The organism is Mycobacterium sp. GA-0227b, from assembly GCF_001499855.1.
Taxonomy (GTDB): Bacteria; Actinomycetota; Actinomycetes; order Mycobacteriales; family Mycobacteriaceae; genus Mycobacterium.
The window spans coordinates 1-11,039 of record NZ_LQIK01000009.1; the positions used below are offsets into that span (position 1 = coordinate 1).

Consider the following 11,039-nt stretch of genomic DNA (forward strand, 5'->3'; position numbering starts at 1 on the left):
CAGGCCTAAACCACTAACACCGAGTGTCAAGGATCAACCGAAACAGATTCGTCAAGGATCAACCGACGTCAGACAGGCGCGCTTTTTCTTGCCGCCGAACCTGAAGTAGTGCTCGACTTCCAGCCAGACTTCGCACACAAGCTCAGGTTCGTCGTCGGCGTCGCCACCACTAGATTGGCCGGTATGCGGCTGCTGCTCATCGCCGATACCCATGTCCCCAAGCGCGCCCGAGATCTGCCCGCCAGAGTGTGGGACGAGGTGGCCAAGGCCGACGTTGTCGTCCATGCCGGCGACTGGGTCGAGCCGTCGCTGCTGGACACTCTGGAGGCCCGCGCCACGCGACTGGTCGCATGCTGGGGCAACAACGACGGCGCCGAACTACGAAGGCGACTGCCCGAACGCGCCGACGTGACGCTCGGCGGGCTGCGGTTCACCGTCGTCCACGAGACCGGTGCGGCGACCGGTCGCGAGGCCCGCATGGCCAAGGCGTACCCCGACACGGACGTCCTGGTGTTCGGTCACAGTCACATACCGTGGGACACGACGGCGAAAACCGGTCTGCGCCTGCTCAATCCCGGCTCACCCACCGACCGTCGCCGCCAGCCCTACTGCACCTATATGACGGCGACGGTGCATAACGCCACGCTGACCGACGTCATCCTGCACACCTTGGACCGCCATGCGTGACCGACCGGCGCGGGTGGCCGACGTGCACGAGATTGCCGCGTCGATGCCGCACACCAGACGCATCGAGGGTCCTAAGGGCAACCCGATCTACCAGGTGGGGGGCAAGTCGTTCGTGTTCTTCCGCACGCCGCAACCCGACGCCGAAGATCCCGAGACGGGCGAACGCTACGCCGATGTGATCATGATCTGGGTGGAGTCGGAAATGGACAAGCTGGCGCTCGTGCAGGACCCCTCTTCGCCGTTCTTCACCACCGACCGCTTCGAGGGCCACCCGTCGGTTCTGGTGCGGGCCAGCAGGTTACCCGAGATCGGCAAGGTGGAGCTGACCGAACTGATTCAGGACGCGTGGTTGTCGCGGGCCTCGCGCCGCCGTGCGGAGCAGTGGCTCGCCGAGCACCAGAGTTAGGGCACGATCACGTCGGCGTGCTCAGCGCCGCAGATGAAAACGGCCATGCGGGCGGGCTTGTCGCCCGGATTCTTCCACCGGTGCCGCGTGCCGTTCTGTACCACCGTGTCACCCGGGTGCAACGTCACCTCGGCGCCGTCGTCGAGTTCGAGCACCACCGTGCCGTCGAGAACCACCTCGAAGTCGACGGTGGGAGTGGTATGCATGCCCGGATCGGTGTAGTCCATGTAACCCAGCATCCCGGGCAGCTTCTCCTCCATCTCGGCCATCGCCTCGTCGACGTCGAGACCGGCCGGCGCCTCGGCCGTGTGCGACGGCGGCAGCGTCAGCATCGCGAACCGGAATCCGCCAACGGGCGGGAAGTAATTGCGCCACTGCGGCATCGAGCCGTCATCGGGGAATCGGCAGGGCTCGTCGCCGCCCCACAGCAGATGGTTCTCGAAGCCCCGCATCAACATGGTCTCGATGGGCGCGACGTGAGTGTCGCTGACGAAGACGGACTTTCCGGACGGGTCGTGTCCGGTCACCACTCGACGTACGTGCATGGGCTCAGTGAACCAGCCACACGCCGATGCCGGGGTGAATATGGCGTCACCCGACTCAGGGAATTCCGCCGTCGACGCGGATGATCGAGCCCGACGTATAGCTCGACGCATCCGACATCAGATACAGTGCGGCGCCGACGATCTCGGGTGGCTCGCCGAGCCGCTTCAAAGCGAAATGCTGCGCGCCCGCCGTCGTCGCCGGAATGTCCCAGGCCTTGCTGATGTCGGTGAGGAACGGGCCGGGCATCAGCGTGTTGACCCGCACCGTCGGGCCGTACGCCAGCGCGAGCCCCTCGGTCAACGCGTTGAGGCCCGCCTTGGCCGCCGAGTACGGCAGCTGCTCAGGGCGGGGCCGGCGCGAACCGCTCGAGCTGACGTTGACGATCGAGCCGCCACCGTCGGCGACCATCCGTTCGCCGACGAGGGCGGACAACCGGAACGGGCCCTTCAGGTTGAGGTTGATCACCGCATCGAACAGCTTCTCCGGCACCGACGCCAGCGACTCGTACAGCGGTGACATGCCGGCGTTGTTCACCAGGACGTCGACCTTGCCGAACCGTTCATAGGCCGCGTCGACCAATCCGTCGAGCTCATCCCACCGCCCGACGTGCACCTGATACGGGAGCGCGGCGCGACCCGTCGCCGCGGCGATCTCCTCGGCCGTCGCCACGCAGGAGTCGTACTTGCGGCTGGCGATCACCACATCGGCGCCGCAGCGCGCGGCGGCGAACGCCATCTCCCGGCCCAGCCCGCGGCTGCCGCCGGTGATCAGCACGACGCGGTCGGTCAGGTCGAACAGTTGGTCGGCGTACCCGCGAGAAGACACCGCCATATGGTGTCACGGTGCAGTTGCTCATCATCCGACACGCGCTGCCCCTGCGCAGCGAGCCCGGCCAGGGCTCCGACCCCGACCTCTCCGAAGAAGGTGTCGAACAGGCCAAACGCCTACCCGATGCGCTCGCCCGGTTCCCGATATCGCGGCTCGTCAGCAGCCCGCAGCGGCGCGCGATCCAAACGGCGCAGCCGGTCGCCGACGCGTTGGGGCTCGAAATAGACATCGACGACCGCCTCGCCGAGTACGACCGCGACCTGTCGCACTACACCCCGGTCGAAGAGATCTCCGAGGAGGACATGCGCCGCCTGGCCAACGGCGAGCTGCCCAGCGGGGTGGACCAGTCGGCGTTCATCACCCGCGTCAAGGCCGGGGTCGCCGACATCGTCAAGGCCGCCGACCGGGAGGACACCGTCGCGCTGTTCAGCCACGGCGGCGTCATCAACGCATTGGTCCACGACGTCATGGGCACCGAGCGCCTGCTGTGCGTGCAGGTCGACTACGCGGGCATCACCCGGCTGCTGTGGTCGTCGTCGCGCGAGACGTTCTTCGTGGCGGGGGTCAACGCGACCGAGCACGTGTGGGATCTGCTGCCGAGAAATCAGCAGTGGTAGACAAGTCCGGTGACCACTGAGCCGCGCCCGTCCGAGCCCGCCCGGCTGGAAGGGCTCGACCTCGACGCCCTGGACCGTCACCTCCGTTCGGAAGGCATCCCGCGGTCGGGTGACCTACGCGCCGAGTTCATCTCCGGCGGCCGGTCCAACCTGACCTTCCTGATCGCCGACGACGCCTCGAAGTGGGTGCTGCGCCGCCCACCGCTGCACGGGCTGACGCCGTCGGCGCACGACATGGCCCGCGAGTACAAGGTCGTCGCCGCTCTGCAGAACACCGCTGTACCCGTCGCCCGCGCCGTGACCATGCGCAACGACGACTCCGTGCTGGGAGCGCCGTTCCAGATGGTCGAGTACGTGCCGGGCCGCGTCATCCGCCACACCAACGAACTCGAGGCGCTGGGCGGCAAGGACGAGATCGACGCCTGCGTGGACGCCCTGATCAAGGTGCTCGCCGACCTGCACGCGCTGGACCCCGAAGAGGTCGGCCTCGGAGACTTCGGCAAGCCCACCGGATACCTCGAACGACAGGTCAAGCGCTGGGGTGGCCAGTGGGAGCTGGTGCGCCGCGACATCGATGGCGGGGACGAACGCGACGACGACGTCAAGCGGCTGCACTCGGCGCTGGGCGAGGCGATCCCGCCGCAGCGCCGCAGCGCGATCGTGCACGGCGACTATCGCATCGACAACACGATGCTCGACGCCACCGACCCCGCCAAGGTGCTGGCGGTGCTGGACTGGGAGATGTCGACCCTCGGCGACCCGATCAGCGACGCCGCGCTGATGTGCGTCTACCGCCATCCGATGTTCAACCTCGTGCACGCCGACGCGGCGTGGGCCTCACCGCTCATCCCGACGGCCGACGAACTGGCGCAACGCTATTCGGTGGCATCCGGTCAGCCGCTGGACCACTGGGACTTCTACATGGGGCTGGCGTACTTCAAGCTGGCGATCATCGCCGCGGGCATCGCCTACCGCGGCCGGGTGGGCGGCGCGGACGCGGAGTTCGTCACCATGGTCGACGATGCGGTGGCGCCGTTGATCGCCGCGGGTCTCGAAGCGGTCTCGCGCCGAGCGTGAGACCAGTGCGAGCGAGGCCCAAAGGCCTACGGCCGCGGACCCAGTCCCTTGAAGTTCTTCTTGGCCGCGCGACGCAGCTGAACGATCCTGGCCGTCCCTGCCGCGACAGTCAGCAACCCGCCGCACACGGCGGCCAACAGAATCGCCACGCCGACAGGCAAATGCCACTCCCACGCGAAGAAGTTGATGGTCGTCGAGTCGGTGTTCTGCATGATGAACACCAACAACACGATCAGGATCACGAAGCCTGCGAACAACGCCGACCACAGCGCCGCGGCGCGGGTGAACTTCACCGCCGACTCCGGTTTGACGAGGTAGTCACCCGGGGTCGCGGTCGGATCGGGTGGTGTCCCGCGCGAGGACTCCGGCGACGGGACGGACGGCGGCACTTCAGCGGGATCGCTGGTCATGCCCACATCTTTGCCCGTTCCGGCACTCGGGAAACCCAGTTCGGAGAATCGCGGCGAGATTCGGGCTGAAACAAACCCGGGTGGAGCTGCGGTGCGATGGATAGTTTGGGCCTATGACAGCCTCGTCCGCGGCCCCGCGACGCCGGCACCGTCCTTTCGTTGTTCTCGTCCTGGTCGCGGGAATGCTGTCGGCCTGCGGAAGCTCCAACCCGCTCGGCGGCGGCGAGATCTCCGGTGACCTCAATACGATCGCCGTCGGGTCGGCGGACTTCACGGAGTCCAAGATCATCGCGGAAATCTACGCCCAGGCGCTGGAGGCCAACGACTTCACCGTGCGCCGCCAGTTCGGCATCGGCAGCCGCGAAACCTACATCCCTGCCGTGCAGGATCACTCCATCGACCTGATCCCCGAGTACACCGGCAACCTGCTGCAATATTTCGACGAGGACACCACCGCCACCACCCCCGACGACGTATTGCTGGCGCTGTTCGAGGTGCTTCCCGGCGACCTGTCGATCCTGTACCCGTCGCCGGCACAGGACAAGGACACCCTCGCGGTGACCGAGGGGACCGCGCAGCGGTGGAACCTCAAGACCATCGGCGATTTGGCCGAGCATTCCGCCGAGGTGAAAGTCGGTGCGCCGTCGGAGTTTCAGACGCGCGTCACCGGCCTGGTCGGGCTCAAAGACGCCTACGGCCTCGACATCGCACCCGCGAACTTCGTCGCGATCAGCGACGGCGGGGGCCCGGCGACCGTCGACGCCCTCAACAGCGGGACGGTCACCGCCGCGAACATCTTCAGCACCTCACCGGCGATCGAGCAGAACAACCTCGTCGTCCTCGAGGACCCCGAGAACGTCTTCCTCGCCGCCAACGTGGTGCCGCTGGTGGCGTCGCAGAAGAAGTCCACTCAGCTCAAGACGGTGCTCGACGCGGTCAGCGCGAAACTCACCACCGAGGCGTTGATCGCGCTCAACACCTCGGTGGAGGGCAACCGGGGCGTCGACCCCGACGAAGCGGCCCGAAAGTGGATCACCGACAACGGATTCGACAAGCCGGTGGGCAGTTGATGAGCGCTTGCGCGAAGAACAGACAACCATGATCACGTTCTCCGACGTCACGAAGCGCTACCCGGACGGCACCGTCGCGGTCGACGACCTCACCTTGGAGGTACCCGAGGGCACGCTGACGGTCTTCGTCGGTCCGTCGGGCTGCGGCAAGACCACCTCGATGCGGATGATCAACCGGATGATCGAGCCGACCTCGGGCACGCTGACCGTCGACGGCCGGGACGTCAGCGAGGTGGATCCGGTCAAGCTACGGCTGGGCATCGGTTACGTGATCCAGAGCGCCGGGCTCATGCCGCACCTGCGGGTCGTCGACAACGTGGCCACCGTGCCGGTGCTGCGCGGCCAATCACGGCGCAGCGCACGGCGATCCGCGTTGCAGGTGATGGAACGGGTGGGGCTGGACACCAAACTTGCCGACCGCTATCCCGCCCAGCTCTCGGGCGGTCAGCAACAGCGGGTCGGGGTGGCCCGGGCGCTGGCCGCGGACCCGCCGATCCTGTTGATGGACGAGCCGTTCAGCGCCGTCGACCCGGTGGTGCGCGAGGACCTGCAGACCGAAATCACCCGCTTGCAAAGTGAATTGCGCAAGACCATCGTGTTCGTCACCCACGACATCGACGAGGCGGTCAAGCTCGGCGACAAGGTCGCGGTGTTCGGCCGCGGCGGCGTGCTCCGCCAATACGCCGACCCGGCGTTCGTGCTGTCCAACCCGGCCGACGAGGAGGTGGCGGCGTTCGTCGGCGCCGACCGCGGCTACCGCGGCCTGCAGTTCTTCCACGCCACCGGACTGCCGCTGCACGACATCGACCACGTCCCCGAGGATCAGGTCGACGGGCTGAGCCTACAGCCGGGCGCGTGGACGCTGGTCACCAAGGGAAACGGCAAGCCGTACGCGTGGATCAACGCCGACGGTGTGGCGCTGCACCGCAGCGGAAGTTCGCTGCACGACAGCACCATCGGCGGCGGATCGCTGTTCCGGCCGGACGGCACGCTACGGCATGCGCTCGACGCGGCGCTGTCCTCGCCGAGCGGCCTCGGCGTCGCGGTCGACGAGCACGGACGGGTGATCGGCGGGGTGAAGGCCGACGACGTGCTGGCCGCACTCGACAAGCAGCGTCGTCTGCCGGAGTTGGGGTAGCGCATGCGCTACCTGCTCACCCACCTCGATGACCTGTGGGCGTTGACGCTGATCCATCTGCGGCTGTCGCTGATCCCGATCGTGCTCGGCCTGATCATCGCGGTGCCGTTGGGCGCCGCGGTCCAGCGGACCACCACGCTGCGACGGTTGACCACGATCACCGCCAGCGTCGTCTTCACGGTTCCGTCGCTGGCGTTGTTCGTCGTGCTGCCCCTGGTCATCCCGACGCGCATCCTCGACGAGGCGAACGTGATCGTCGCGCTGACGCTCTACACCGTCGCGCTGCTGGTGCGAGCGGTGCCCGAGGCCTTGGACGCGGTGTCGCCGACGGTGCTCGACGCCGCGACCGCGGTCGGTTACCGGCCCTTGACCCGGATGGTCAAAGTCGAACTGCCGCTGGCGCTTCCGGTACTGACAGCCAGCCTGCGGGTGGTCGCCGTCACCAACATCTCGATGGTGTCGGTGGGCTCGGTGATCGGCATCGGCGGGCTGGGCACCTGGTTCACCGAGGGTTATCAGGCCAACAAGAGCGATCAGATCGTCGCGGGCATCATCGCGATCTTCCTGCTGGCGATCCTCATCGACACGTTGATCATGCTGACGGGCAAGGCGCTCACACCCTGGACGCGCGCCTCGCGCACCGGTCGAGTCAAGGCGGTCTCCGCGTGAGCCCGATGAGCTTCTTGGCCGAGGCGCTGTCCTACACCTTCACCGCGGCCAACTGGGACGGACCGGCCGGGCTGACCGCCCGCCTGCTCGAACACCTGCTGTACACCGTCGTCGCGGTGTTCTTCTCGGCCCTCATCGCGGTCCCGATCGGGATGCTCATCGGCCACACCGGCCGCGGGATCTTCCTCGTCGTCACCGGGGTCAACGCGTTGCGGGCGCTTCCGACGCTCGGCGTCCTGCTGCTCGGCGTGCTGCTGTGGGGGCTGGGCCTGATACCGCCGACGGTCGCGCTGATGTTGCTGGGTATCCCGCCGCTGCTGGCAGGCACCTACGCGGGAATCGCCAACGTCGATCCCGCGGTCGTCGACGCCGCGCGGGCGATGGGTATGACCGAGCGGCGCATCCTGCTGCGGGTGGAGGCGCCGATCGCGTTGCCGCTGATCCTCGGCGGGTTGCGCACCGCCACACTGCAGATCGTGGCCACCGCAACGGTTGCCGCGTACGCCAGCCTCGGCGGGCTGGGCCGCTACCTCATCGACGGCATCAAGGTGCGGCAGTTCCAACTGGCGTTGGTCGGCGCGCTGATGGTGACGGCGCTGGCGTTGCTCCTCGACGCCGCGCTCGCGTTCGCGGTGTGGGTTTCGGTGCCGGGGACCGGTCGGCTCAGGAGATCGCCCATGCCCCAGCCGCTGCTCAGTGACGAAGTCGTCCTCGAATCCCGCCCGCGCGCAACATCACAGAACGCCGGGAAAACCGCCGTCCAAGCACGTTACGAACGGGGCGATCCTTCGCATACGGTATAGGGGTGAGTGAAGCAGGTGGCTCCGAGAAGTCATGGCCGGCGATCCTGACCTGGCGGGCGCATGACGTACCGCGGATGGAATCGGTCCGGCTTCACGTGTCGGGTAACCGCATCAAGGCCTACGGCAGGATCGTGGCCGCCGCGACATCGTCGCACCCGGCGTTCTCCGCCTCCTACGATCTGGTGACCGACGAGGCCGGCGGCACCAAGCGGCTTTCCATGACGGTCACTCTCGCCGAGCGGGAACGGCAGCTGTCGATCGCTCGCGACGAAGAGAACATGTGGCTGGTCCAGCAGCACACCGGGGAGTCGCGGCGCGCTGCGTACGACGGTGCGCTCGACGTCGACGTGATCTTCAGCCCGTTCTTCAACGCGCTGCCGATCCGGCGGACCCGGCTCTATCAACGCTCGGATTCGATCAGCTGTCCGGTGGTGTACGTGCGACTGCCGGAGATGTCGGTCGAAGCCGCGGTGATCAGCTACAGCAGCGCCGAGGACGGCATCAAGCTGCACTCGCCGGTCGCCGAGACGACGATCAGAGTGGACTCCGACGGGTTCATCCTCGACTACCCAGGGCTGGCAGAGCGGATCTGATCACCCCACCGGCGCGGCCCGCGGCGGCGAGTTCCTCGCGCCACCTGTCCTGCCCGACGACGACCGTGACGATGTCGGGCCTGCTGAAGCTGTCGTAGCGGATCCGGGCGGCGTGGCCGGTCTCGACGAGGTCGGTCAACGGTTTGCGCTCGGCGAGTGCGTCGCGCGCATGGTGAAGCAGGCTCAGCGTGCGTTCCAGGACCGGCAGCAGTTCGTCGGCGTTGGCCTCACACATCGCCCGCACCAGATCCGGTGCGGTCGCTGCCACCCGGGTGCCGTCGCGAAACGACCCCGCCGCGAGCGCGAACGCCAGCGGCACCTCTCCCGCGGTCGCGGCGAGCGCCTCGGCCAGCAGGTGTGGCAGGTGCGAGATCGTCGCTGCGGCGGCGTCGTGTTCATCGGATCGGGCCGGGACGACGACTGCGCCGCAATCCAACGCGAGGTCCATCACCAGGGTCCAGACCTCGGGGTCGACGTGGTCGTCGACGCTGATCACCCAGGGCGCCCCGACGAACAACCGGGCGTCGCCGGCCGCCCACCCGGAGTGCGCCGTGCCCGCCATCGGATGACCTCCGACGAACCGCTCCAGCAGGCCGAACGACTGAACTTCCTGCAGCACAGCGGTTTTCACGCTGGTCACATCGGTCAGGGGGCATCCCGGCGCCGTTTCGCGGATACGGCCGAGCATTTGGGCCAGCGCGGGCACCGGCACCGCCAGCACGATCAGCGCATTGCCTGCCGCCGCGCGGCCGAGCGTGGCATCGAGGTCTTCGCTGGCGTCGAACCCGTCGACCACCGCCGCCTGGACGGCCTCCAGCGACCGGTTGTACCCGAAGACCTCGCGCCCGGCGGCCGCCGCCGCACGCATCACCGAACCCCCGATCAGCCCGAGACCGAGCACGCAAACCGGTGTGTTCGTCACCCTTCAAGGTTGGCACATCGAGAGCCGTCGGCAGACGTCAGGCTTGGTGCCTTTTCCTGGTCAAGGGCCTGGTCGGCGACTACCGTAAGCCGACATGGGAGCACAGCGTGCACCGGCGCGGGAGCAGTCCGTCGAGACCCCCGACGGCTTCGGCGTGGCGGTCGTCCGGGAGGACGGCAAGTGGCGTTGCGCTCCGCTGCGCCGCGCGGCGTTGAGCAGCCTGACTGCCGCCGAGACCGAGCTCCGCGAGATACGCAGTGCGGGAGCGGTGTTCGGGCTGCTCGACATCGACGATGAGTTCTTTGTGATCGTGCGGCCCGCACCGTCGGGCGCTAGGTTGTTGCTCTCGGATGCGACCGCAGCGCTGGACTACGACATCGCCGCAGAGGCGCTGGAAAAGCTCGACGCCGACATCGAGCCCGAGGAACTCGAGGAGGCCGAGCCCTTCGAGGAGGGTGACCTGGGCCTGCTTTCCGACGTCGGCCTGCCCGAGGCGGTGCTCGGCGTCATCCTCGACGAATCCGATCTCTACGCCGACGAACAATTGGGCAGGATCGCGCGGGAGATGGGATTCGCCGACGAACTGTCGGCGGTGCTGGATCGTCTGGGTCGGTGAACCTGATCGACGACGAGGCGCTGATCCGCGCCGCCCTCGAGGCTGCGTCCGCCGCAGGACCCCGCGACGTGCCCGTCGGCGCGGTCGTCGTGTCCGCCGACGGCACCGAACTGGCCCGTGCCGCCAACGCGCGAGAAGCGTTGGGCGACCCCACCGCACACGCGGAGATCCTCGCGATCCGCGCGGCCGTGGCGGTGCTCGGGGACGGCTGGCGGCTGGAGGGTACGACGCTGGCGGTCACCGTCGAGCCCTGCACGATGTGCGCGGGCGCGCTCGTGATGGCGCGCGTGGCGCGCGTGGTGTTCGGCGCGTGGGAGCCCAAGACCGGAGCCGTCGGCTCGCTGTGGGATGTGGTGCGCGACAGGCGGCTGACGCATCGGGCCCAGGTGCGCGGCGGGGTGCTGGCCGAGCAGTGCGCGGCACCGCTGGAGGAGTTCTTCGCCCGGCAGCGATTGGAGTAGATGGGCGGGTGCCCGGTAAGCTGCCACACGGTGGCGTGTCCGAGCGGCCTAAGGAGCACGCCTCGAAAGCGTGTGACGGGTAACCCCCGTCCGAGGGTTCAAATCCCTCCGCCACCGCCACAACGACTCAGGCACTATTGTCGGATTTCGTCACTGAAGCAGAGGTCGAGGCGACCGCGGTGACCAACGCGAGAGA

15 protein-coding genes and 1 tRNA gene are annotated in these 11,039 nt (G+C 67.8%); 12 read left to right on the forward strand and 4 right to left on the reverse strand.

From position 1 onward, the window contains the following. Nucleotides 1-183: 183 nt before the first annotated feature. A complete protein-coding gene (locus AU185_RS09170; protein ID WP_059101877.1) occupies nt 184-687 on the forward strand; it encodes a metallophosphoesterase family protein in 504 nt (167 codons plus the stop codon). Further along, nucleotides 680-1,093, forward strand: a complete 414-nt coding sequence (locus AU185_RS09175; RefSeq protein WP_059101824.1) for an MmcQ/YjbR family DNA-binding protein — start codon at nt 680-682, stop codon at nt 1,091-1,093. Before AU185_RS09170 ends, AU185_RS09175 begins: the two co-directional genes overlap by 8 nt. Here AU185_RS09175 and AU185_RS09180 read toward each other — a convergent pair. Next, nucleotides 1,090-1,638 (reverse strand): cupin domain-containing protein, encoded by a 549-nt coding sequence (locus tag AU185_RS09180; RefSeq protein WP_059101823.1) that lies wholly within the window; start codon nt 1,636-1,638, stop codon nt 1,090-1,092. The two genes, AU185_RS09175 and AU185_RS09180, sit on opposite strands and share 4 nt — an antisense overlap. A gap of 55 nt (nt 1,639-1,693) precedes the next feature. Further along, nucleotides 1,694-2,464, reverse strand: a complete 771-nt coding sequence (locus AU185_RS09185; protein WP_286143052.1) for an SDR family NAD(P)-dependent oxidoreductase — start codon at nt 2,462-2,464, stop codon at nt 1,694-1,696. Between the two features lie 17 nt (nt 2,465-2,481). On the opposite strand from AU185_RS09185, the gene AU185_RS09190 reads away from it, so the two are divergent. Both AU185_RS09190 and AU185_RS09195 read left to right on the forward strand, forming a co-directional pair. Beyond that, nucleotides 2,482-3,084, forward strand: a complete 603-nt coding sequence (locus AU185_RS09190) for a histidine phosphatase family protein (RefSeq protein WP_059101821.1) — start codon at nt 2,482-2,484, stop codon at nt 3,082-3,084. A gap of 9 nt (nt 3,085-3,093) precedes the next feature. After that, nucleotides 3,094-4,161: a phosphotransferase family protein gene (locus AU185_RS09195; RefSeq protein WP_059101820.1), complete on the forward strand. Its 1,068-nt coding sequence runs from the start codon at nt 3,094-3,096 to the stop codon at nt 4,159-4,161. Between the two features lie 26 nt (nt 4,162-4,187). Here the strand turns inward: AU185_RS09195 and AU185_RS09200 are convergent, their stop codons facing one another. Continuing rightward, nucleotides 4,188-4,571 (reverse strand): LapA family protein, encoded by a 384-nt coding sequence (locus AU185_RS09200; protein ID WP_059101876.1) that lies wholly within the window; start codon nt 4,569-4,571, stop codon nt 4,188-4,190. A 113-nt stretch (nt 4,572-4,684) separates the two neighbouring features. Between AU185_RS09200 and AU185_RS09205 the strand changes: the two genes are divergently transcribed. Genes AU185_RS09205 through AU185_RS09225 form a run of 5 tightly spaced genes read left to right on the forward strand, consistent with a single transcriptional unit; the run spans nt 4,685 to nt 8,844 of the window. After that, nucleotides 4,685-5,641, forward strand: a complete 957-nt coding sequence (locus AU185_RS09205) for an ABC transporter substrate-binding protein (protein WP_059101819.1) — start codon at nt 4,685-4,687, stop codon at nt 5,639-5,641. 28 nt (nt 5,642-5,669) lie between these two features. Further along, entirely contained in the window at nt 5,670-6,779 is a 1,110-nt protein-coding gene (locus tag AU185_RS09210) for an ABC transporter ATP-binding protein (RefSeq protein ID WP_059101875.1), read from the forward strand. A gap of 3 nt (nt 6,780-6,782) precedes the next feature. Then, complete coding sequence (locus AU185_RS09215) at nt 6,783-7,448, forward strand: ABC transporter permease (RefSeq protein WP_059101818.1); 666 nt, start codon at nt 6,783-6,785, stop codon at nt 7,446-7,448. A 5-nt stretch (nt 7,449-7,453) separates the two neighbouring features. After that, nucleotides 7,454-8,251 carry an ABC transporter permease gene (locus tag AU185_RS09220; RefSeq protein ID WP_059101817.1) on the forward strand — a complete coding sequence of 266 codons (798 nt, stop codon included), beginning with the start codon at nt 7,454-7,456 and terminating at the stop codon, nt 8,249-8,251. 2 nt (nt 8,252-8,253) lie between these two features. Beyond that, on the forward strand, nt 8,254-8,844 hold the full coding sequence (locus AU185_RS09225; RefSeq protein WP_059101816.1) for a putative glycolipid-binding domain-containing protein: 591 nt from the start codon (nt 8,254-8,256) through the stop codon (nt 8,842-8,844). On the opposite strand, the gene AU185_RS09230 is transcribed toward AU185_RS09225, so the two are convergent. Beyond that, the gene (locus AU185_RS09230) at nt 8,807-9,766 is read right to left on the reverse strand and encodes a prephenate dehydrogenase (protein ID WP_172800120.1); all 960 of its coding nucleotides are present in this window, start codon (nt 9,764-9,766) and stop codon (nt 8,807-8,809) included. The two genes, AU185_RS09225 and AU185_RS09230, sit on opposite strands and share 38 nt — an antisense overlap. A gap of 94 nt (nt 9,767-9,860) precedes the next feature. On the opposite strand from AU185_RS09230, the gene AU185_RS09235 reads away from it, so the two are divergent. The 3 genes from AU185_RS09235 (at nt 9,861) to AU185_RS09245 (ending at nt 10,963) form a co-directional block, all read left to right on the forward strand. Next, nucleotides 9,861-10,382, forward strand: coding sequence for a tRNA adenosine deaminase-associated protein (locus AU185_RS09235; protein ID WP_059101815.1), 522 nt, complete (start codon nt 9,861-9,863; stop codon nt 10,380-10,382). A 2-nt stretch (nt 10,383-10,384) separates the two neighbouring features. Continuing rightward, nucleotides 10,385-10,843, forward strand: coding sequence for a nucleoside deaminase (locus tag AU185_RS09240; protein ID WP_156425460.1), 459 nt, complete (start codon nt 10,385-10,387; stop codon nt 10,841-10,843). A gap of 29 nt (nt 10,844-10,872) precedes the next feature. Then, nucleotides 10,873-10,963 (forward strand) — tRNA-Ser (locus AU185_RS09245). Nucleotides 10,964-11,039: the final 76 nt, after the last annotated feature.

Coding starts and splice junctions, on each gene's coding strand:
- AU185_RS09180 (WP_059101823.1), bottom strand. CDS start 1,638: ATGCACGTACGTCGAGTGGTGACCGGACACGACCCGTCCGGAAAGTCC.
- AU185_RS09205 (WP_059101819.1), top strand. CDS start 4,685: ATGACAGCCTCGTCCGCGGCCCCGCGACGCCGGCACCGTCCTTTCGTT.
- AU185_RS09235 (WP_059101815.1), top strand. CDS start 9,861: ATGGGAGCACAGCGTGCACCGGCGCGGGAGCAGTCCGTCGAGACCCCC.
- AU185_RS09175 (WP_059101824.1), top strand. CDS start 680: ATGCGTGACCGACCGGCGCGGGTGGCCGACGTGCACGAGATTGCCGCG.
- AU185_RS09215 (WP_059101818.1), top strand. CDS start 6,783: ATGCGCTACCTGCTCACCCACCTCGATGACCTGTGGGCGTTGACGCTG.
- AU185_RS09210 (WP_059101875.1), top strand. CDS start 5,670: ATGATCACGTTCTCCGACGTCACGAAGCGCTACCCGGACGGCACCGTC.
- AU185_RS09220 (WP_059101817.1), top strand. CDS start 7,454: ATGAGCTTCTTGGCCGAGGCGCTGTCCTACACCTTCACCGCGGCCAAC.
- AU185_RS09200 (WP_059101876.1), bottom strand. CDS start 4,571: ATGACCAGCGATCCCGCTGAAGTGCCGCCGTCCGTCCCGTCGCCGGAG.
- AU185_RS09170 (WP_059101877.1), top strand. CDS start 184: ATGCGGCTGCTGCTCATCGCCGATACCCATGTCCCCAAGCGCGCCCGA.